The sequence below is a fragment of the Sphingomonas sp. Leaf208 genome, from assembly GCF_001421415.1.
Lineage (GTDB): Bacteria > Pseudomonadota > Alphaproteobacteria > Sphingomonadales > Sphingomonadaceae > Sphingomonas.
In genome coordinates this window covers 357,158-378,453 of sequence record NZ_LMKH01000035.1, presented here as the reverse complement: position 1 = coordinate 378,453, position 21,296 = coordinate 357,158, and the positions used below count along the sequence as shown (strand labels likewise).

Genomic DNA, 21,296 nt, shown 5'->3' with positions numbered 1-21,296 from the left:
GGCCTTGCTTCACGCGGAAACCCGCTCGCGGACGGTGCGGAATTCGATCTGCTTGTCGTAGGGCGCACCGACGATCATCCGCTTCACGTAGATGCCCGGCAGGTGGATCGTATCGGGATCGAGGCTGCCGACGGGGACGATCTCCTCGACCTCGGCGACGCAGATCTTCCCCGCCGTTGCCATCGGCTGGTTGAAGTTGCGCGCGGTCTTGCGGAAGATCAAATTGCCGCTTTCGTCCGCCTTCCAGCCCTTGATGATCGCGAGATCGGCGCGGATGCCGCGTTCGAGGATGTATTCCTGGCCGTCGAACACCTTCGTCTCCTTGCCCTCGGCGACCTGCGTGCCAACGCCGGTCTTGGTGTAGAAGCCGGGGATGCCCGCCCCCCCTGCCCGGCAGCGTTCGGCGAGCGTGCCCTGCGGGCAAAACTCGACCTCGAGTTCGCCGCTGAGATATTGCCGCTCGAATTCCTTGTTCTCGCCGACATAGGACGAGATCATCTTCTTGACCTGGCGCGAGCGAAGCAGCTTGCCGAGGCCCTGTCCGTCGATCCCGGCATTGTTGCTGGCGATCGTCAGGTCCTTCACCCCAGACGCCTCGATCGCGTCGATCAGCCGCTCGGGGATGCCGCACAGCCCGAATCCGCCCGCACAGATCGTCATGCCGTCGAACAGCAGGCCTTCGAGTGCCGTTGCCGCATCGGTGTAGCGCTTGTTCGCCATGCATCCTCCTCAGGTCTTTGGCCTCGCATAAGGCGCTGGCGGTCGGTCGGCAACGTACGTCGAGCGAGGCGCCGCATCTCTCCGTCATCCCCGCGGAGGCGGGGATCCATATCCTCAAGGTCTCGCGGTCATATGGCGAAGTCAGCCAATTTGGGTTCCCGCCTCCGCGGGAATGACGGTTGCGGTTGGAATGACGGTTGGGGCAGAAATGCCGGGCCTTCCTCCCGACGCCTTCAATACGCCAGCTTCAACCCCGGCCGCTTCCACCGCGTCTTCACCAGCCGGCCGCTGCCCGAGCAGGTGATGTACGCGTCCATCATGTCCTTGCCGCCCCAGCAGATGTTGGTGGTGAACACGTCGTCGGTGGCGACGAACTCGACCAACTCTCCGGCGGGCGAGATCACGCTGATCCCGCATTCGCCGATCGTCGCGACGCAGATGTTGCCGCTCGCCTCGACGCCGAGCGAGTCGAAGAATTTGTAGCCGGCCGGGCGGTAGAGCGGCGTGCCCGCGGCGCTGGCGACCTTGCCGGGTGCGACGATGTCGAACGCCATCAGGCGGCAGGTGAACGTCTCCGCTGCGTACAGCCGCATGCCGTCCGGCGAGAGGCCGATGCCGTTGGGGTTTTCGCTCGGGAAGATCACTTCTTCGAGCTGGGTCCCGTCGACTTTCGCGTAGAAGATCCCGGTGATGTCGCGGGCGCGGTCGCGCGATTTGCCGTGATCGGTGAACCAGAAACCGCCATGCGAATCGAAGACGATGTCGTTGGGTCCGCGCAGCGAGCAGCCGAAATCGCCGTCCGTGTAGAGGATCTCGATCGCGCCGGTGGCAATATCGATCCGTTCGATACGGCCGCCTGAATAGTCGTCCGGCTGGCCGTGCGGGGTTAGGAAGCCATTCGTCTCGCGCCACGCGAAGCCGCCATTGTTGCAGCAATAGAGCTTGCCGTCGGGACCGATCGCGAGGCCGTTGGGGCCACCGTCGGGTTCGGCTAGGGTCGTCTTCGTTCCGTCAGGGGCGATGCGCGTGATGCGGCCGGCCTCGATCTCGACGAGGATGACGCTGCCGTCGGGCATAGCGACGGGACCCTCTGGGAAGCGCAAGCCACTGGCGACGGTGGTGAATTCGGTCATGATCCTCTCCAGCGAGTCGAGTTGGCCCGACTTCGGCGCAAGCGTAGCCGCGTTGCGGCGCCACGCACGACGTTTCTCGACTTCGCGCGCTACCAGCGGCAGGATGCGCCGATGATCACACCACGCACCGGCGGCCGTATCCTGGTCGACCAACTCGTCGCACAGGGCTGCGACCGGATTTTCACCGTGCCGGGGGAGAGTTTCCTCGCGGTGCTCGACGCGCTCCACGACACGCCGGCAATCGACCTCGTGGTGTGTCGGCAGGAGGGCGGCGTCGGGTTCATGGCGTGCGCGGACGGGACGCTGACGCATCGACCGGGCGTCGCGTTCGTGACCCGCGGACCCGGCGCGACCAACGCGTCGATCGGCGTGCATGTCGCGATGCAGGATTCGCAGCCGATAATCCTCTTCGTGGGCGACATCGACCGCGCCACGCGCGACCGCGAGGCGTTCCAGGAGATCGATTTCCAGGCGATGTTTGCGCCCATCGCGAAGTGGGCGGCGCGGATCGACGATGCGCGGCGGATCCCGGAATATGTCGCGCGCGCCTATGCGACCGCGATGTCGGGGCGGCCTGGGCCGGTGGTGCTCGCGCTGCCCGAGGACATGCTGCTCGATGTGGTAGATGCCGTCGATCGGCCGCGGGTAGAGCGGGTGGCGCAAGGCTGCGACGTCGACACGATGGACTTGCTTGCCGATCTGCTGACGACGGCGGAGCGGCCGGTGGCGATCGTCGGGGGTGCGGGCTGGGATGTAGCAGCGTCGGGGGCGTTCTCGACCTGGGCGGATCGTAACGGCATCCCGGTGGCGGCGGCGTTTCGGCGGCAGGATGCTGTTCCGAACGACTGCCCGGTTTGGGCCGGGAATTTGGGGTATGGGCCCAATCCGAAGCTGGTCGAGCGGGTGAAGGCAGCGGATCTGCTGCTGGTTGTCGGGCCGCGGCTGGGGGAGGCGACGACCGATGGTTATGCGCTCATCACGCCCGATCATCCGGGGCAGCGGCTGATCCACGTCCATCCCGATTCCGACGAGTTGCATCGGGCGTACCGCGCCGATGTCGCGGTGTGTGCGGGGATGGCGGAGTTTGCCGAGGCGTTGCTGGTGGTCGACCTGCCGCCGCGGACTGCGGGGTCGGAGGCGCACGCGGAGTGGCTCGACTGGTCGACGCCGGCGCCGCGCGATCTGGTGATGGACCTCGGGCCGTGTGTCGCAGCGATGCGCGAGCGGCTGCCAGCGGATGCCATTATATGCAACGGCGCGGGAAATTACTCGGGGTGGTGGCATCGGTACTGGGCGTATGCCGGGCCGGGTACGCAGCTTGCGCCGACTGCCGGGGCGATGGGGTACGGGGTGCCGGCGGCGGTTGCGGCGTCATTGCGGCATCCGGAGCGGACGATCGTGGCGCTCGCGGGCGACGGGTGTTTCCTGATGAACGGCCAAGAACTGGCAACCGCGGTCGCGCACGGCGCGGACATTCTGGTGATCGTCGTGGATAACAGCGGCTACGGCACGATCCGCATGCATCAGGAGCGCGAGTATCCGGGGCGGGTGTCTGGGACGGCGCTGCGGAACCCGGACTTTGCCGCGCTGGGGCGGGCTTATGGGTGTTGGGCAGAAACCGTCGAGCGGACTGAGGATTTTGCGGGGGCGCTGGATCGGGCGATGTCGCGGGGCGGGGTGCGGATGTTGCACTTGGTGACGGATATCGAGGCGATTACCGCTGGGACTACGCTGGCGAAGGTGCGTGGGGGCTGAGCCTCGTTTCACGCCGACGCTTAGTAACCGAAGGAAGAACCACCCCGGCGAAGGCCGGGGTCCAGTTGGGGGACGGTAGTAACGAAGGACAGCGCTCCGTTATTGCCACCTTTCCAACTGGGCCCCGGCCTTCGCCGGGGTGGTGCTTATTTTTAGCGGATGACTTCATCAGAGCGGCCGCCGTTCCCCCCGCGGAGGCGGGGGTCCATGAGTCAGGGCAGCTAGCGGTACTTAGCTGTTCCCCCGCGTGCGCGAGGGAACATTGCTTGGAGTTGGGTGCGACGTCGGCGAGTTTTAGACCCCCGCCGCCTCCAGCTTTGCGCGCACCGCCGCAACTGCTTCCGCAGCCTTGTCGCCATCAGGCCCACCGCCCTGCGCCATGTCGGGACGGCCGCCACCGCCCTGCCCGCCTAGCGTCGAGACCGCGATCTTGAGCAGGTCGACGGCGTTGTGGCTGGCGACCAAGTCCGCTGTCACACCGACCGCGACCGAAGCGCGACCATCGTTGATCGCTACCATCACCGCGATGCCGGAACCCAGACGCTGCTTGGCTTCATCGACCGCGCCGCGCAGGCCTTTCGCTTCGAAGTCGTTGAGCACTTGCCCGATGAACGCGACGCCGCCGACTTGTTCGGGGCCAGCCGCTTCGCCCGAGCCACCGCCGCCGAGCGCGAGCGCCTTCTTCGCGTCGGCGAGTTCGCGTTCGAGGCGGCGGCGGTCTTCGAGCAGCGATGCGACGCGCGCCGGGACCTCGTCGGGGGTCGACTTCAGCACTGCTGCGGCTTCGCGCAGGCGATCGTCGCGGCCGGTGAGGTACGCGCGCGCCGCTTCGCCGGTGAGCGCTTCGACACGGCGGATACCGCTGGAGACCGCGCCTTCGCCGACGACCTTGAACAGGCCGATGTCGCCGAGCGCGTTGACGTGCGTGCCGCCGCACAGCTCGATCGAATAGGTCCCGTCCTCGGTCGAGCCCATCGACACGACGCGGACCTCGTCGCCGTATTTCTCGCCGAACAGCGCCATCGCGCCCATCGCGATCGCGCCGTCGGGGGTCATCAGCAGTGTCGTCACGGCGCCGTTGCCGCGGACCTGCGCGTTCACGTCGGCCTCAACCTGCGCGATGTCGGCGGGGGTCATCGCAACCGGCTGCGAGAAGTCGAAGCGCAGGCGGTCGGGTGCGACGAGGCTCCCCTTCTGCGCGACGTGCGTGCCGAGGCGTTCGCGCAAGGCCTCGTGCAGGAGATGCGTTGCGGAGTGGTTGGCACGGATCTGCGCGCGGCGGGCGACGTCGATCTGGAGCTTGACCGGGTCGCCGACCTTGATCTCGCCAGCGTCGACGATCGCGTGGTGGACGAACACGCGGCCGAGCTGCTTCGACGTCTCGGTGACGTTGGCACGCAGGCCGCTGTCGTTGGAGATGTGGCCGGCATCGCCGACCTGCCCGCCGCTCTCGCCGTAGAAGGGCGTCTGGTTGACGACGATCGCGACGGTGTCGCCGGTGGTGGCGTGGTCGACGCGGGCGCCGTCCTTGACCAGCGCGACGACCTCGCCCTCGCCGGTATCCGATGCGTAGCCGAGGAATTCGGTGCCGCCGGTCTGCTCGACGATGTCGAACCAGATGTCGTCCGAGGCCTTCGCGCCCGAGCCCTTCCAGGCAGCGCGGGCGGCGCGCTTCTGCTCGGCCATCGCGGTGTCGAAGCCCTCGCGGTCGACTGCGATGTTGCGTTCGCGCAGCGCGTCCTCGGTCAGGTCGTACGGGAAGCCGTAGGTGTCGTAGAGCTTGAACGCGACGTCGCCGGCCAGCGTGCCGTCGGTCATACCGGTGGTCGCTTCGTCGAGCAGCTTCAGCCCCTTGTCGAGCGTCTGGCGGAAGCGCGTTTCCTCCTGCTGCAACGTCGCCTCGATCAGCGGACGGGCACGCGACAGTTCGGGGTACGCGGCGCCCATCTCGGTGACGAGCGCGGGGACGAGGCGGTGCATCAGCGGTTGCTTCGCGCCGAGGATGTGCGCGTGGCGCATCGCGCGGCGCATGATCCGGCGCAGGACATAGCCGCGGCCCTCGCTCGCGGGCAGCACGCCGTCCGCGATCAGGAAGCCCGCGGTGCGCAGGTGATCGGCGATCACGCGGTGGCTGGCGGTGTTGGCGCCGTCGGTCGCGGTGTGCGTCAGTGCGCCCGAGGCGGCGATCAGCGCCTTGAACGTGTCGGTGTCGTAATTGTCGGTGACGCCCTGCATGACCGCGGCGATGCGCTCGAGCCCCATGCCGGTGTCGATCGACGGTTTCGGCAGGTTGCCGACGATCTCGGCATTCTCCTGCTCATATTGCATGAACACGAGGTTCCAGATCTCGACGAAGCGATCGCCGTCCTCGTCGGGGCTGCCGGGAGGGCCGCCGAAGATGTGGTCGCCGTGGTCGTAGAAGATTTCCGAGCACGGCCCGCACGGCCCGTTGTCGCCCATCGACCAGAAATTGTCCTTGGTCGGGATACGGATGATGCGGTGATCGGGGAGGCCGGCGATCTTCTTCCAGAGATCGAACGCTTCGTCGTCGGTGTGGTAGACGGTGGCGGTCAGCTTGTCGGGTGACAGGCCCCATTCGCGCGTGAGCAGCGTCCAGGCGTGGACGATCGCCTGTTCCTTGAAATAATCGCCGAACGAGAAATTGCCGAGCATTTCGAAGAAGGTGTGGTGGCGCGCGGTGTAGCCGACATTGTCGAGATCATTGTGCTTGCCGCCGGCGCGGACGCATTTCTGCGACGACGTCGCGGTGGTGTAGGGGCGCGATTCGAGGCCGGTGAAGACGTTCTTGAACGGCACCATGCCCGCGTTGACGAACATCAGCGTCGGGTCGTTCTGCGGCACGAGCGGTGCGCTGGGCACGATCTGGTGCCCCTGCGATCCGAAATAGTCGAGGAAGCCGCGGCGGATGTCGTTCGTCGATGTCATGCCGGGGACTTAGGCGAGCGGGGCGGTTCGCTCAAGTCGGGTGTGTGAGGGCCGTGCAGTAGAGAAGGGTGTTGGCGAACGACCGCGCTGCACGCATCCGATTGCAACGAAGAGAGCTTGTTTTTCCGCGAAGGCGGGGATCCAGACTGGGCTCCCGCCTTCGCGGGAGAACAAGGTAGGTAAGAGCGGCCGTTCGCCCCGATGTTCCACCCCGGCGAAGGCCGGGGCCCAATTGGAAAGGTGGAAATAACGGAGAGCAGTGCTTCGTTACCGCCGTCCCCCAATTGGGCCCCGGCCTTCGCCGGGGTGGTGGAGTGCGCGGCGAGGGCGACTGCCTCGTTGGAGTATTACCCTAGTGGCGCGTCGAGTGACTTGGGCGGCTCGCTAAACCATTTCGGGCCCGCATCCATCATGTGGAAACAATCCTCGATGCGGACCCCGTACCTTCCGGGAATGTAGATGCCCGGTTCATCGGAGAAGCACATCCCCGCTGCGAGGCTGGTCGTCTCGCCGCGGACGAGGTTGACGGGTTCGTGGCCGTCCATGCCGATACCGTGGCCGGTGCGATGCGACAGGCCGGGGAGCTTGTAACCGGGGCCATAGCCGAGCGTCTCGTAATGCCGGCGAACCGCGTCATCGACGCTTCCCGCGGGTGCGCCGATCTTCGCGGCGGCGAACGCGATCTGTTGCCCGCGGGCGACCTGGTCCCACGTCTTGCGCTGGTCGGCGGTCGCGGTGCCGTGGACCCAGGTGCGCGAGATGTCGGACTGATAGCCCTGCACCGTGCAGCCGCAGTCCATCAGCACGACCTGACCGTCGGCGACGCGGTGAATCTCGCGGCTTCCGTGCGGATAGGCGGACGCCTCCCCGATCAGTGCGAGCGCGAATTCGGGCGCGCCGCCGAGTTTCCTGGTCGCGGCGTTCATCAGCGCGCCGATCTCGGGGCCCGTCATGCCCTTCTCGGCGCGCGGCTTCGTCCAGCGATACGCGGCCAGCGTGACCTCGGTCGCGGCCTGCATCAGCGCGATCTCGGCGGGGGTCTTGATCATCCGGCAGGCGCGGACGACCGGGTCGGCGGACACAATCTTGGCCTCGGGCAACACGCGCTGTAGCCCCGCATAAGCGAAGTACCGCACCTCCGCCTCCAGGCCGACCGGCCGCGCGGCGAGTTTCCGGTCGCGCAGGAACCCGGCGACGACGGCGAGCGGGCTCTCGTCCTCCTGCCACACCCGGACCTCGGCGGGGACGGCGAGCGTCTCGCGCACCGACGGTTCCTCGAAGAACGGCGTGACGATGCACGGTTCGCCCTCGACCGGTAGGATCGCCAGCGTCAGCCGCTCGCTCGTGTGCCAGCGGACGCCGGTGAAGTAGATCATCGACGATCCGGGCTCGATCAGCACCGCGCCGATGCCCGCCGCCTTCATCAGCGATTGCGCGCGGGCCAGCCGCGCGGCGCGTTCGGTGGCGTCGATCGCCCTGGTGGTGCCGGTGATGTCGGACAGCGCCGACAGGTCCGGCTCGGCGGCGCGGAGGATCGCGGTGGTCGACAGCAACGGCGCCGCGATGGCGAGGCTCAGCAGGTCGCGGCGCGAGGGGCTGAAGGCGGGCTTGTGGCGTGCGGTCGACATCGCCGGACGATAGGGTCCTTGACCCGGGCGCCGCAATCCCCTTCCCTGTTCGCACTTCTCGGGAGCGATTAATGGCCAAGCGGCTAACCTATTACATCTTGTTCGGCCTCGTCGCGGGGATGGTCGTCGGCTGGATCCTGAACGCGTCGATCGACAACGGCACGGCAGGGTCCGCCGAACGGCTGAAAGACATCGCCGGCTATTTCTCGATCGTGACGACGCTGTTCCTGCGGCTGATCAAGATGATCATCGCGCCTTTGGTGTTCTCGACGCTGGTCGTGGGCATCGCGCATATGGGCGACACCGGCGCGCTTGGGCGGGTCGGATTGCGCAGCCTCGGCTGGTTCATCTGCGCGAGCCTGTTGTCGCTCACGCTGGGCCTGATTCTCGTCAACGTGTTGCAGCCTGGTGTCGGCCTCGCGCTCGCAATCCCGCCGGCCACCGCGTCGAGCGGCGTCGACCGCGCGGCGTTCGATCTCGCCAAGTTCATCACGCATATCGTGCCCGATTCGATGATCGCGGCGATGGCAGGCAACGAGATCCTCCAGATCGTCGTGTTCTCGGTGTTCGTCGGCGTCGCGATCACCGCGGTCGGCGAGAAGGCCGCGCCGCTCGTGAAGGCGATCGAGGCGCTGGTCGCAGTGATGCTCCAGATCACCAACTACGTGATGCGGTTCGCGCCGTTCGCGGTGTTCGCGGCGGTGACGGCGACGCTTGCCGAGCGGGGGCCGGCCATCCTCGGTCAGCTCGGTTATTTCATGCTGAGCTTCTACATCGGCTTGGCGCTGCTGTGGGCGGTGCTGATCGGGATCGCGTTCCTGCTGATCGGGCCGCGGACGCGGTTGCTGGTGCGGTATATTCGCGATCCGCTGATCCTCGCCTTCTCGGCGGCGTCGTCCGAGGCGGCGTATCCGCGGACGCTGGAGGCGCTCGACCGGTTCGGCGTGCCGCCGCGGATCGCGAGCTTCGTGCTGCCGCTGGGCTATTCGTTCAATCTCGACGGGTCGATGATGTACATGACGTTCGCGTCGCTGTTCATCGCGCAGGCGTACGGCATCCACATGCCGATCGGGCAGCAGATCGCGATGCTGCTGGTCCTGATGGTGACGTCGAAGGGGATTGCGGGGGTCCCTCGCGCATCGTTGGTGGTGATCGCGGGCACGTTGTCGATGTTCAAGATTCCGGAGGCTGGCATCCTACTGATCCTGGCGGTGGACCATTTTCTCGACATGGGGCGCTCGGCGACGAACGTGATCGGGAATGCGGTGGCGGCGACCGTCGTGGCGAAATGGGAGGGCGGGCTTGATGAGCGCGAGCCGGCGGATCGGGACTTTCCGCATGCGCCGACGGGGCATGGGCCGAAGGTGGACGTGGACAGTTACGAGAAGATCGGGCCGGGGCAGGTTTGAGGTTGGATGGCGAAGTTGAACCGATGACGTCTCAAGCATGCCCTTCCACGCTGGCGGTCAACTGCAGAAGTACCTCCCCGGCGAAGGCCGGGGTCCAATTGGGAGACGCCGATGGTGATCGCCGCCCTTCGTTACTCTAACCTTTCCAACTGGGCCCCGGCCTCCGCCGGGGTGGTGATTGAGGGAAGGCTGCGTTCTCAGCCTCGATGCGGTTTCTGATCTGCAGCCCTCAAGCGTAGGCGTAGGGCCCACCTTTCTTGAGACCCGCCTGATACGCCGGCCGCGCATGGACCTTCGCCAGCCATGCGATCGTCGCCGGGCGGGACTCGTTCAGGCCACCGCGGCTGCGGGCGGCTTCGAGGGGGAAGCTCATCATGATGTCGGCGGCAGTCATCTCGGCGCCCGCGAACCAGGGGCGCTGCAACAGCTCGGATTCGACATAGTCGAGATGGACGTCGATCATCGGCTGGATCTTCTTGGTCGCCGCCTTGCCCAGAATCGGGATGCGCGCGAGGACGAGCTTCAGCAGCAACGGTGGCATCATCGAGCCTTCCGCGTAATGGAGCCAGAAACGGTAGCGCAGCGCGTCGGCGCGGTTGGCGGGGGCGCCGAGCTTGCCGTCCGCCTTGTCGACGAGATATTCGACGATCGCGCCCGTTTCGGCGAACACCTGACCGTCATCCTCGATTACCGGCGACTTGCCGAGCGGATGCACCTTCTTGAGTTCGGGCGGGGCGAGCATCGTTGCTTTGTTCCGCTCGTAGCGTTTGATTGCGTAGGGGAGGCCGAGTTCCTCGAGCATCCAGAGGATCCGTTGCGATCTCGAGTTTTCGAGGTGGTGGACGATGATCATGCGGACTCCCCTATTCCTAATTCGTCGATTTACGCGCGGTCCAGATCCAGGCGGCGGCGGGGAATTCCACCGTGTCGCCGCGTCGGTGCTGGTCGCAGACCTGGGTGAGACGCGCGATGTGGCGCACGCGTTCCTCGGGGGCGGCGTCGCGGATGGCGGAGGCGGCGGGGCCGATGCGGCAGAAATAGTCGACGGCGTCGGCTACGGGGTCGGCGCCCTCCCCTGCTCGGTAGGCGAATTCGAGACGCTCGGGTGACGCGACATGCCAGCCGGATTTTTCGAGGATGTTCGCGACGTAGGTCGGGTCGGCGAAGGCGAAGGGGCCGGGTGCGGTGCTCGCCGGAGAGTCTGCATTGCCGCCGGTCGCGGCGATGATCTCGGTGGCCCAGCGGTTGACGGCGCGGTCGGCGAAGCAGGAGAAGACTAACGTTCCGTCGGGAGCGGCGGCTTCGGCTAATGTCGTGAAGGCGGCGACGGGGTCAGCGAAGAACATGACGCCGTGGCGGGAGACGTAGAGGCCGATCGGCGCATGATTTGGGGCTGCGGCGGTGATGTCCGCGCACTCGAAGCTCGCGTTGGTTTGGGTTTTGGCGCGGTGTTTGGCGATCTCGATCAGGTTTGGTGAGAGATCTATGCCGGTTATCTGGGCGTTCGGGAGCGCTTGCGCGGTGGCCAGTGAGGTTGCGCCGGCGCCACAGCCTATGTCGATGATCTTGCGGGTTTGGGAGGAGGCGGCGGACAGGATCGCGGCGTTCAGATGCGGGGTCAGGTTGGTGAAGCTGCGGTCGGTTCGGCGCCATTCCTCGGCCCAGACGTCGCCTATTCTGCCGGTCCAGTCGTAGGCGGTGGTCATTCGCTGATCCGTTTCCATGCTCGTGCGGGGGGGACGATCGGACGGCCTTTAGGGTCTCACATAAACGGTACATGGGGTCCAAAGTGCGCAAAGTGCAGACGCTGGCGCGGTATTTATGAAGCGGTGTTTTGCAGTCCGATGTAGGCGAGCATACTGACATCAGTAGCGTTGTTTTCCTGCGAAGACGGGGATTCAGACTGGGCTCCCGCCTTCGCGGGGAGAACAAGGGGGCGGGGGCTCGTTCAAGAATGTAGGGTTATTGCCGCTAAAGAGCTTGGTTAAGCGCGGGATTTTATTGCAGGGTCATGCCAACTGGGCCCCGGCCTTCGCCGGGGTGGTGCTGAGGCGGGGTGCCATTTCGCACTCGTTGAACTGTCGGCCGTGCGCATCCTTGGCAGCATGAGCCGTGAGCCATGAAGCGTTGAGCCATGAAGCGTGCCGCCACCGCGTGCCCTCACCCTCCCATTGCGAGGGCGATGGGTCCCCCCCCCTGAGGGAAAGGGAAAGTGGGGTTACGCGTCGTCGCCTTCTTCGGGGCCGGCCATCATTTCCTCGGCGACCTTGTCGGTGCGCGCGCGGATCTGCTTTTCGAGGCGGTCGGCGGTTTCGGGGTTGTCCTTGAGGAAGGTCTTCGAGTTCTCGCGACCCTGACCGAGGCGCACGCTGTCGTAGCTGAACCACGCGCCCGACTTCTCGACGAGCCCCGCCTTCACGCCGAGATCGAGGATCTCGCCGAGCTTGGAGACGCCCTGCCCGTACATGATATCGAACTCGACCTGCTTGAACGGCGGGGCGACCTTGTTCTTGACGACCTTCACGCGCGTCTGGTTGCCGGTCACTTCCTCGCCAGCCTTGATCGCGCCGATGCGGCGGATGTCGAGGCGGACCGAGGCGTAGAACTTCAGCGCGTTGCCGCCGGTCGTCGTTTCGGGGTTGCCGTACATGACGCCGATCTTCATGCGGAGCTGGTTGATGAAGATCACCATGCAGCGCGAGCGGCTGATCGAGCCGGTCAGCTTGCGCAGCGACTGCGACATCAGGCGGGCCTGGAGGCCGACATGGCTGTCGCCCATCTCGCCCTCGATTTCGGCACGCGGCACGAGCGCTGCGACCGAATCGACCACGAGCACGTCGATCGCGTTCGAGCGAACCAGCGTGTCGACGATCTCGAGCGCCTGCTCACCGGTGTCGGGCTGCGACACGATCAGTTCGTCGATGTTGACGCCGAGCTTCTTGGCGTAGACCGGGTCGAGCGCGTGCTCGGCATCGACGAACGCCGCAGTGCCGCCGCCCTTCTGCGCTTCGGCGATCACGTGGAGCGCGAGCGTGGTCTTGCCCGAGCTTTCCGGACCGTAGATCTCGATCACGCGGCCGCGCGGCAGGCCGCCGACGCCGAGCGCGATGTCGAGCCCGAGCGAGCCGGTCGAGATCACCTCGACCTGCATGGTTTCCTTGGAGCCCAGGCGCATTGCCGAGCCCTTGCCGAAGGCGCGGTCGATCTGCGCGAGCGCGGCGTCGAGCGCCTTCTGCCGGTCGTTGGTTGCGGTTGCCATGCCGGTGTCGATCACTTTCAGATTAGCGGCCATCGAATATGCTCCCATCGCTAAAGCAAGCGCGCGTGCCATTCAACGCGTCAAACACCATGTATTCTCTTTGTTCTTTTGGAACAAGTGGGGAACGGTGGGTTTGTTGCGGGAAATTTGCGACGGTGGCGTCGTGTAAGGCCAGTCGGGTGCGGGGACGGCGTCATTCTGGCATCCGCCGGTCTGCATGCTCGAAGCTCAGGCTCACGCGATAGTGAGTTCGTTGAGTGCAGGCCTTGGAGAAGGTTCGGTGCGGACACGATTCGGGCAAGTGCACCTCCCCGGCGGAGGCCGGGGTCTAGGTGGAGAGGTTGGCGTGACGGCGTGCGGCTGTCGTCAGGAGCGTTTCCCAACTGGGCCCCGGCCTTCGCCGGGGAGGTGCTTTTCTGGTGGGAGAGAATGCCGGACACGTTCGGGTGACCTACGAGGGACGGGATCGGCGGTGTTGGCGTTTAGGTCGAGATTAAGTCGGGTTGTTTGGACGCGGGGTTTGGAGAGCCGACTGATCTGATGTTTGAAGGGTGTCTGTAACGGACGGTTTCGTTTGCCGCTCTGGACGCTGATTTTCGTCAGGATGACGGGCGGTGGCGGCGCAGTGGCGTGGGCGACCGTCAGATGCCGGAATTGCTAGGCCGATCGATCAGGCGAGGGTTGTTGCGAGCGTCCACCAGCCTTTGGCTTGCGCGGCGGCGGTGGCGGTGTCTCTGGCTTCGGGGGTTTCGAACAGGGCGAAGCAGGTAGCGCCGGAGCCGGACATTCTCGAGAGGATGACGCCTTGGGCTGTGTCGAGGAGCGTGCGGACTTCGGCGATTACGGGGGCAAGCGCTAGTGCGGGGAGTTCTAGGTCGTTGCGACCTTCGAGGGCGCGGCCGAGGAGATTGCCTTCGGGGATCGGGCCTCGGTCGTAGCCGTCCCAGGTCTTGAAGACGGCGGCGGTGGAAACCGCGACACCTGGGTTTACGAGCAGGAGCGGGGTGCCGGACAGGCCTTCGAGATTGGTGAGGGTGTCGCCTTTGCCGGTGCCTAGCGTGGTGCGGTTGGCGAGGCAGGCGGGGACGTCTGCGCCGAGCTTTGCGGCGATTTCGTGGAGGCGGGGGTCCGTTGGGGGTATGCCGTGGAGGCGGGCTAGCGCTCGGAGGGTGGCGGCGGCATCGGCTGAGCCTCCGCCTATGCCTGAGGCGATGGGGAGGTGCTTTTCGAGGGTTATGGCGTGGTGGGCCTCGGGGGCGAACGCGGTGGTGAAGGCGTCTGCTGCGGCGGTTACCAGGTTGCCTTGCCAGGGGGCTGCACCTGGATTGGCGCTGGACGAGTGCGGTGCTTCGTCATTGTCCGTCCCCAATTGGGCTCCGGCCTCCGCCGGGGTGGTGTTGGGGGTTGGGGTGGTGCTCTGGGCGGGTAGCAGCGCTGCGGCGAAGGGGCCGGTTATGGTGAAGCTGTCGGTTTGGGCGGGTTCTACCGTGACCAGGTCGCCGTCGGTGGCGAAGGCGAAGAGCGTTTCGAGGTCGTGGTAGCCGTCGGGGCGGCGGCGGCGGACGTGGAGCGCCAGGTTGATCTTGGCGGGGGCGGGTTCGGTGATGGCGGGCATTGGGGGTCTCGGGGTTTGGCGGCGAAGGGGTCTAGCGCACCTTAGCGTAATACGCGTGATGTCTGCGGGTTTAAGCGCGTCATCCTGACGAAAGTCAGGATCCTGGGTAACGATTGGTGCCGTGCTTGGCTCTGGATCCTGACTTTCGTCAGGATGACGGGAGGGGGATGCCGCATACCTCGCGGGTTGCTGACGCGGTCGATCACTTCCGCGGATGCTCGGAGTTAGTGGCGATCTCGCGAAACGGCGCTTCCGCCGTCAACTCGACTTGCCCTCACCCTCGCCCACGCCTGCGGGGCCCTTCCCTACCTCGGTGGGAGGACTTTTAGCGGCGGGCTTTGGGCGGGAGGCCGTTGGCGATCTTGGCGGTTATGCGCGCCGTGTCTGCGAGTTCGGCGGTCAGCGACGCGGCGCGCCAGGCGTAGCGCGATTCGTAGTTTCGGCCGACGCTCCAATAGGCGTCGCCGAGGTGGTCGGCGATTTCGGCGTTGGTGGGTTCGGCCTGCGCGGCGGTTTCGAGCAGGGGGAGCGCTCGGGTGGTGTCGCCGGAGAGGTGGTAGGCCCAGCCCAGCGAGTCGGTGATCGAGGCGTTGGTCGGGTCGATCCGGCTGGCGCGTTCGAGCAGCTTGATCGAGGCGGGGATGTCGTCGCCATGCTCGACTTGCGCAAAACCGAGATAGTTGAGCGCGAGCGGTTGCGCGGGGCCGCGGGCGACGGCTTTTTCGAGCGCATCGCGCGCTTCGGGCCAGCGGCCGGCCTGGTCGAGCGCGCCGCCATATTGCAGCCAATTGCCCCAGCTGCCGCCCTTCGCGCCGTCGGCGGCGATGATACGCTGGTACCAGGTCGCGGCCTCGGCGGGGTTGCCGGTGGTCAGCAGCAGGTCGGCGTAGCGTTGCCAGTCGGCGGGCTCAGACCCCTTCTGGTCGACGCGGTTCTTGGCGGCGGCAAGCGCTTCGCCGTTGCGGTCGGCGGTGGCGAGGATGTCGATGCGTTCGGCGGCGGCTGCCGGGGCGGACGGGCTCTTGGCGTCGACGCCGTCGAGCACGACGAGCGCGCGGTCGACCAGCTTGTTGCGGGCGAGCGCGTCGGCGAGGAGGACGCGTGCTGCGTCGTAGCCGGGGTCGGCGCGCAGGGCTGCCTGGGTTAGCGCGATCGAGAGCGGCGAGGGTTCGCCTGCGCTGAGATCGCTGGCTAGGCGCGCGAGCAGGCGCGAGACGCCGATCGACGGCGGTTGCTTGCGCGGTGCTGCGGCGATGAGAGCGCGCGTTTCGGTGGCGAAGCGGTTGGCGACGGGGTCTTTTGCGGCGGTCGCTAGCGAGGGTTCGGGATCGCGGCCCTCGGCATGCGCGACCCACGCGTAGAGCGAGGGGGCGAGGACCACGAGGGGGCCGCTCGACAACGTGGCAATCGCAGCACTGGCGGCCTTCGCGTCGCCCCGTCGTGCGGCGTCGGCGAGCGGAATAAGCGCGGCGTCGGCGGGGGCTACGCCGGCCTTGTCAAGCACGGCGACGGCGCGGGTGGCGAGCGGCATGTCACCCGCCTCCAGCGCCTCCCGGTAAGCGCGGATCGCGACGACGGGATCGTCGGGCGATGCCGCCAGCACCTTGGCGTAGCTGGCGGCGGCCAGGCCTGTCTCGCCGGCAGCATCGGCGGCACGGGCCTTCAGATAGGCGGAAAGGTCAGCCGGCGCCGCCGTGGCGGGCGCCGCCACGACGAGACCGAGTGCGAGAAACAGACGCTTACATGTTGGGATAATTGGGGCCTCCGCCGCCCTCGGGTACGACCCAGTTGATGTTCTGGGTGGGGTCCTTGATGTCGCAGGTCTTGCAGTGGACGCAGTTCTGCGCGTTGATGACGAACTTCGGATCGGCCGTGTCCTCGCCGACGACTTCGTAAACGCCGGCCGGGCAATAGCGTTGCGCAGGCTCGTCGTACATCGGCAGGTTGTATTCGATCGGCACGCTCGCATCCTTGAGCGTCAGGTGGACCGGCTGATCCTCCTCGTGGTTGGTGTTCGAGACGAACACCGACGAGAGGCGATCGAAGGTGAGGACACCGTCGGGCTTGGGATAGACGATCGGCTTGACGAGATCCTTGCGCCACAGGCTCTCATTGTCGGGGTGGTGATGCATCGTGAAAGGCACCTTGATGCCGAGATGCTCCATCCACATCGTGATGCCGGCAAGCCCCGAACCGAGGAGGTCGCCGAACTTCTTGACCAGCGGCACGACGTTGCGGACCACCGACAGCTCCTTCTTAACCCACGACTTTTCGAACGCCTCGGGATAGGCGCCGAGTTCGTCATGGCCGCGCTGCGAGACGATCGCCTCGACTGCGGCTTCGGCGGCCATCATGCCGGACTTCATCGCGGTATGCGTGCCCTTGATCCGCGGCACGTTGAGGAAGCCGGCGCTGTCGCCGATCAACGCGGCGCCGGGCATGACGAGCTTGGGGATCGACTGTAAACCGCCGTCGCTGATCGCGCGTGCGCCGTAGCTGACGCGCTTGGCGCCCTTCAGCAGCGCGGCGATCTCGGGATGCGTCTTCCAGCGCTGCATCTCGTGGAACGGCGAGAGATGCGGGTTGGTGTAGTTGAGCCATGTCACGAAGCCGATCGAGACCTGGCCGTTCGCCTGATGATAGATCCAGCCGCCGCCGTTCGAGCCGTCGGTCTCGGTCAGCGGCCAGCCCTGCGTGTGGATCACGCGGCCGGGGCTGTGGAGCGCGGGATCGATGTCCCACAATTCCTTGATGCCGAGGCCGTAGACCTGCGGATCGCTGTCCTTGTCGAGCGCGAAATTGCGGATCAGTTCCTTGGTCAGGTGACCGCGGCACCCTTCCGAGAAGAAGGTGTATTTGGCGTGGAGTTCGAGGCCGGGCGTATAGTCGCCCTTGTGCGTGCCGTCGCGCGCGACGCCCATATCGCCGGTCGCGACGCCCTTGACCGAGCCGTCGTCGTTGAACAGGATTTCCGCGGCGGCGAAGCCCGGGAAGATCTCGACGCCGAGCTCCTCCGCCTTGCCCGCGAGCCAGCGGCAGAGGTTGCCGAGCGAGCCGGTGTACGTGCCCTTGTTGTGCATGAACGACGGCGTGACGAAGTGCGGCATCTCGCTCTTCTTCGTCTTGGTCAGGATCCAGTGATGGTTCTCGGTCACCGGCACCTCGGCGAGTGGGCAGCCGTCCTCGCGCCAGTTCGGCAGCAGTTCGTCGAGGGACTTGGGATCGATGACCGCGCCGGACAGGATATGCGCGCCGACTTCCGAGCCCTTTTCGAGCACGCAGACGCTGATCTCCGCGTCCTTCTCGGCGGCCAGCTGTTTCAGGCGGATCGCTGCCGAGAGACCGGCCGGGCCAGCGCCGACGATCACCACGTCGTACGGCATCGATTCACGTGTCGTCATCATCGTCTCCCGGGGGATGTCCCCTCTTGCCTCAGCATTGCGCCCCACCCTTCGTTCGGGCTCGGGCGGGCACCGTCTTGTCCAATATGGCGATTGCCTGAGTTGACCGCCACGTCAACCGTGCAGCATAGGTTACTCCGTGGGGGCGGACCAAACCATCGACTGGCAAAATACAACGGCGAGCGCGCTCGACTGGTGGCACGAGGCTGGCGTCGACACGCTGGTCGACGACGTCCCGCGCGACTGGTTTGCGGCGCCCGAGCCGCTTGTCGTACCCGCCGCGACGCCTGCTGCACCGGTCTTGGCGCCCTCCGCGATGCCGCACTTGCTGGCCGATTTCCTGGCCTGGCGGAGCGGCGCGGAGGTTCCCGAGGCGGACTGGAGCGGGGTTTCGCTCGCTGCCGTAGGTCCGGCTGACGCTACGGTCATGGTGCTTGTCGATTGCCCCGACCGAGACGACGGCGATGCAGGGGCTTTGCTGAGCGGCGCGTCGGGCCGGTTGCTCGACAAGATGCTCGCGGCGATCGGGCTGACGCGCGACGAAGTGCACCTCGCGGCGGTCTGCGCGAAGCGGCCGACCGCCGGGCGGATCCAGAGCGAGGTCGAGGCGCGGCTGTCGGAAATCGCCAAGCATCACATCGGGTTGGTCGCTCCCAAGCGGTTGCTGTTGCTGGGCAATGCGGCGAGCCGTGCGATCCTCGGGACGGAATTACAGGCAGCGCGCGGGCGTTTACACGAGTTTAACCATAAGACCGGAGAAACGGGGTCCGGTTCGACGTCTGGCGAAGCTTCCGACGAGACCGGCGTGGTCGCGAGCTTTCATCCGCGGTTTCTGATCGAGAAGCCTGCGGCCAAGGCCGAGGCCTGGAAGGATTTGCAGATGTTGATGCGCGGACTGACGTCGCAAGAGGGTGTGAGATGATTCGGACTCTAGCTATCGTTCTGGGGCTCAGCGCCCTCCCCTTTCCAGCACTCGCGGCGACCGTTGCCGGTGAGCCCGCTGGCGATGCTCGGCTCGGCACGACGCAGTTGATCGGCGCACCGACGATCGAACAGATTCCCGACCAGCTCGATGCCAGCCAGCGCGAGGCGTACAGGACCGTGTTTGCGGCGATCCGCGACGGCAAGTGGACCGACGCGCAGATCGGGCTCGACACGATGAAGCCCGGCCCGCTGCACGCGATCGCGCGCGCCGAAATGTACACGGCGAAGGGCTCACCCCGCGTCGAGATGGAGCCACTGGTCGCGCTGCTCAACGAAGCGCCCGAACTGCCCGAAGCCGCGCAGATTTCGCGCCTTGCAACGACTCGCGGCGCGGTCGACTTACCTCCCCTCCCCACGACGCAGCGGCTGATCTGGCAGGACGGCGCGCCGCGTCGCGTCCGTGCCAAGAGCCTGCAGGGCGACATGATCGCCGCCGATCTCGCGCTGAAGATGCAGCCCTACGTCAAGGCGGACATGGGCCGCGAGGCGCAGTCGCTGCTGGAGAGTACGCCAGGGCTTACTCCGGAAGCGCTGACCGAGTGGCAGCAGAAGATTGCGTGGATTTACTTCCTCCAGGGCGACGACGTGAGCGCGCGCGTGATGGCGGCGAAGGCACAGGACGGCGTCGGCGACTGGGCAGTCCAGGGTCGCTGGGTCGGCGCGCTGTCGGCATGGCGGCAGAATGATTGCGCGAATGCCGAAACCGGGTTCGAAGGTGTCGCGGCGCGGGCCGGCGATGTCGATCTCCGCGCGGCGGCTTTGTACTGGGCGTCGCGCGCGGACATGGTGTGCTCGCGGCCCGACAAGATCGAAGGCCGGCTGAAGGCCGCAGCGCAGTTCGGCGAGAGCTTTTACGGCCAGCTCGCACGCCAGCAATTGGCGATGAAGGACAAGGGCACCTCGGTCGGCGGGCTCGTGGCCAGTGACTGGAAGGTCGTCGGCAAGCGTCCGAACGTGCGCGTCGCCGCTGCCTTGGTCGAGGTTGGCGAGACCGACCTTGCCGATACCGTCATCCGCCAGCAGGCGAAGATCGGCGATCCGCGCGAGTTCGCCAACCTGGTCCGGGTGGCGGAAGCGCTGAGCCTGCCCGCGACGACCGTCTGGCTCGCGCACAACTGCCCGCAGGGGGTCACGTCGACCGCCGAGGCGCGCTATCCGACGCCGAACTGGACGCCCGACAGCGGCTGGCACATCGACAAGGCGCTGGTCTACGCGCACACGCTCGAGGAGTCGCGGTTCCGCAACACGATCAAGAGCCCGGCCGGCGCGTACGGCCTGATGCAGATCATGCCCGCCGCCGCGACCGACTTCGCGCGCGAACGTGGCACTTCGATCGACGTGAAAGCGCTGACCAAGCCGAGCACCAACATGGATGTCGGCCAGCGTCATCTCGAACGGCTGCGCGACATGGCGGGCGTCACCGGCGGGCTGCTGCCCAAGGTGATCGCGGCGTATAATGCGGGGCCGCGCCCGGTCGGCGACTGGAACGCGATCGTCCACGATAACGGCGATCCGCTGATGTATATCGAGAGCATCCCGTATTGGGAGACGCGCGGCTACGTCACCACCGTGCTGCGCAATTACTGGATGTACGAGGCGCAGGGCGGCAAGAAGGCGTCGACCAGCCGCAACGCGCTGGCGCAGGGCATGTGGCCCCGCTTCCCCGGCCTGCCGGGCGCGACCGCGGTGCGGATGGCGGCCAAGCCGTACACGCAATATCGTGCGAGCACGGCGCCCTTGAACGCCACCGTAGCGGTAAATGCCAGCGTCGGACCGCAATCCACCACTGTCACGCGCGCGGACTGAGTTTCATGCCGATCGACGAGAGCCGGACGTTCCTGCCGGTAAGGATTGCCGTGCTGACGGTATCGGACACGCGCGGCCTTGCCGAGGACCGCTCGGGCGATACTTTGGTCGCGCGGTTGACCGAAGCTAGCCATGTCCTCGCCGACCGCCGGATCGAGAAGGACGACGTCGAGACGATCGTCTCGCGCCTGCACGCCTGGATCGGCGATCCGGAGATCGACTGCATCATCACCACCGGCGGCACCGGCGTGACCGGGCGCGACGTGACCCCCGAAGCGGTGGAACAGGTCGCGGAAAAGATGATCCCCGGCTTCGGCGAGCTTTTCCGCATGCTCAGCTACCAGACGATCGGCACCTCGACGGTCCAGTCGCGTGCGTGCGCCTGCGTGTCGCACGGCACCTATATCTTCGCGCTGCCGGGCTCGACCGGTGCGGTGAAGGACGGCTGGGACGGCATTCTCCGCGACCAGCTCGACAGCCGCCACCGCCCCTGCAACTTCGTCGAGCTGATGCCGCGGCTACTGGAACGCTGAACCTTTTGCTTGAGGGGTGCTGGTAACTCCCCTGCCTTCCCGTCCCGGCTAGCTGCTGCGCCCCCTGCCTGGCGTGCAAAAGAGCGACGGGTACCGAATACCGCCCT

Annotated in this window: 15 protein-coding genes; 5 read left to right on the top strand and 10 right to left on the bottom strand. The window is 66.4% G+C overall.

Annotated features, from left to right (window positions below; genetic code table 11):
* Positions 1-9: 9 nt before the first annotated feature.
* Together ASE69_RS16665 and ASE69_RS16660 are read right to left on the bottom strand one after the other, a co-directional pair.
* Positions 10-720 carry a CoA transferase subunit A gene (locus tag ASE69_RS16665; protein ID WP_056489089.1) on the bottom strand — a complete coding sequence of 237 codons (711 nt, stop codon included), beginning with the start codon at positions 718-720 and terminating at the stop codon, positions 10-12.
* Positions 721-953: 233 nt separating this feature from the next.
* Positions 954-1,853, bottom strand: a complete 900-nt coding sequence (locus tag ASE69_RS16660; protein ID WP_056489472.1) for an SMP-30/gluconolactonase/LRE family protein — start codon at positions 1,851-1,853, stop codon at positions 954-956.
* Between the two features lie 111 nt (positions 1,854-1,964).
* On the opposite strand from ASE69_RS16660, the gene ASE69_RS16655 reads away from it, so the two are divergent.
* Complete coding sequence (locus tag ASE69_RS16655) at positions 1,965-3,608, top strand: thiamine pyrophosphate-binding protein (protein WP_056489087.1); 1,644 nt, start codon at positions 1,965-1,967, stop codon at positions 3,606-3,608.
* A 294-nt stretch (positions 3,609-3,902) separates the two neighbouring features.
* Here the strand turns inward: ASE69_RS16655 and alaS are convergent, their stop codons facing one another.
* Both alaS and ASE69_RS16645 read right to left on the bottom strand, forming a co-directional pair.
* Positions 3,903-6,554, bottom strand: coding sequence for an alanine--tRNA ligase (alaS, locus tag ASE69_RS16650; RefSeq protein ID WP_056489086.1), 2,652 nt, complete (start codon positions 6,552-6,554; stop codon positions 3,903-3,905).
* Positions 6,555-6,901: 347 nt separating this feature from the next.
* Positions 6,902-8,182 (bottom strand): M24 family metallopeptidase, encoded by a 1,281-nt coding sequence (locus ASE69_RS16645; protein ID WP_056489084.1) that lies wholly within the window; start codon positions 8,180-8,182, stop codon positions 6,902-6,904.
* Between the two features lie 71 nt (positions 8,183-8,253).
* Between ASE69_RS16645 and ASE69_RS16640 the strand changes: the two genes are divergently transcribed.
* The gene (locus ASE69_RS16640; RefSeq protein WP_056489082.1) at positions 8,254-9,591 is read left to right on the top strand and encodes a dicarboxylate/amino acid:cation symporter; all 1,338 of its coding nucleotides are present in this window, start codon (positions 8,254-8,256) and stop codon (positions 9,589-9,591) included.
* 229 nt (positions 9,592-9,820) lie between these two features.
* Here the strand turns inward: ASE69_RS16640 and ASE69_RS16635 are convergent, their stop codons facing one another.
* The 6 genes from ASE69_RS16635 to ASE69_RS16610 form a co-directional block, all read right to left on the bottom strand.
* Positions 9,821-10,444 carry a glutathione S-transferase family protein gene (locus tag ASE69_RS16635; protein ID WP_056489079.1) on the bottom strand — a complete coding sequence of 208 codons (624 nt, stop codon included), beginning with the start codon at positions 10,442-10,444 and terminating at the stop codon, positions 9,821-9,823.
* A gap of 16 nt (positions 10,445-10,460) precedes the next feature.
* Positions 10,461-11,297 carry a class I SAM-dependent methyltransferase gene (locus ASE69_RS16630; protein WP_056489078.1) on the bottom strand — a complete coding sequence of 279 codons (837 nt, stop codon included), beginning with the start codon at positions 11,295-11,297 and terminating at the stop codon, positions 10,461-10,463.
* A gap of 512 nt (positions 11,298-11,809) precedes the next feature.
* Positions 11,810-12,883 carry a recombinase RecA gene (gene recA, locus ASE69_RS16625; RefSeq protein ID WP_056047175.1) on the bottom strand — a complete coding sequence of 358 codons (1,074 nt, stop codon included), beginning with the start codon at positions 12,881-12,883 and terminating at the stop codon, positions 11,810-11,812.
* Between the two features lie 637 nt (positions 12,884-13,520).
* Entirely contained in the window at positions 13,521-14,465 is a 945-nt protein-coding gene (locus tag ASE69_RS16620; protein ID WP_056489076.1) for a 4-(cytidine 5'-diphospho)-2-C-methyl-D-erythritol kinase, read from the bottom strand.
* Between the two features lie 325 nt (positions 14,466-14,790).
* Positions 14,791-16,176 (bottom strand): tetratricopeptide repeat protein, encoded by a 1,386-nt coding sequence (locus ASE69_RS16615; RefSeq protein ID WP_056489074.1) that lies wholly within the window; start codon positions 16,174-16,176, stop codon positions 14,791-14,793.
* Between the two features lie 28 nt (positions 16,177-16,204).
* On the bottom strand, positions 16,205-17,866 hold the full coding sequence (locus tag ASE69_RS16610) for an electron transfer flavoprotein-ubiquinone oxidoreductase (RefSeq protein ID WP_056489470.1): 1,662 nt from the start codon (positions 17,864-17,866) through the stop codon (positions 16,205-16,207).
* Positions 17,867-18,005: 139 nt separating this feature from the next.
* On the opposite strand from ASE69_RS16610, the gene ASE69_RS16605 reads away from it, so the two are divergent.
* The 3 genes from ASE69_RS16605 to moaB are packed head-to-tail and all read left to right on the top strand — an operon-like array spanning position 18,006 to position 21,189.
* Positions 18,006-18,788 carry a uracil-DNA glycosylase gene (locus ASE69_RS16605; RefSeq protein WP_056489072.1) on the top strand — a complete coding sequence of 261 codons (783 nt, stop codon included), beginning with the start codon at positions 18,006-18,008 and terminating at the stop codon, positions 18,786-18,788.
* The gene (locus tag ASE69_RS16600; RefSeq protein WP_056489070.1) at positions 18,785-20,656 is read left to right on the top strand and encodes a lytic transglycosylase domain-containing protein; all 1,872 of its coding nucleotides are present in this window, start codon (positions 18,785-18,787) and stop codon (positions 20,654-20,656) included. The genes ASE69_RS16605 and ASE69_RS16600 overlap by 4 nt, the downstream gene beginning before the upstream one ends.
* A gap of 5 nt (positions 20,657-20,661) precedes the next feature.
* On the top strand, positions 20,662-21,189 hold the full coding sequence (gene moaB / locus ASE69_RS16595; RefSeq protein WP_056489068.1) for a molybdenum cofactor biosynthesis protein B: 528 nt from the start codon (positions 20,662-20,664) through the stop codon (positions 21,187-21,189).
* Positions 21,190-21,296 lie beyond the last annotated feature (107 nt).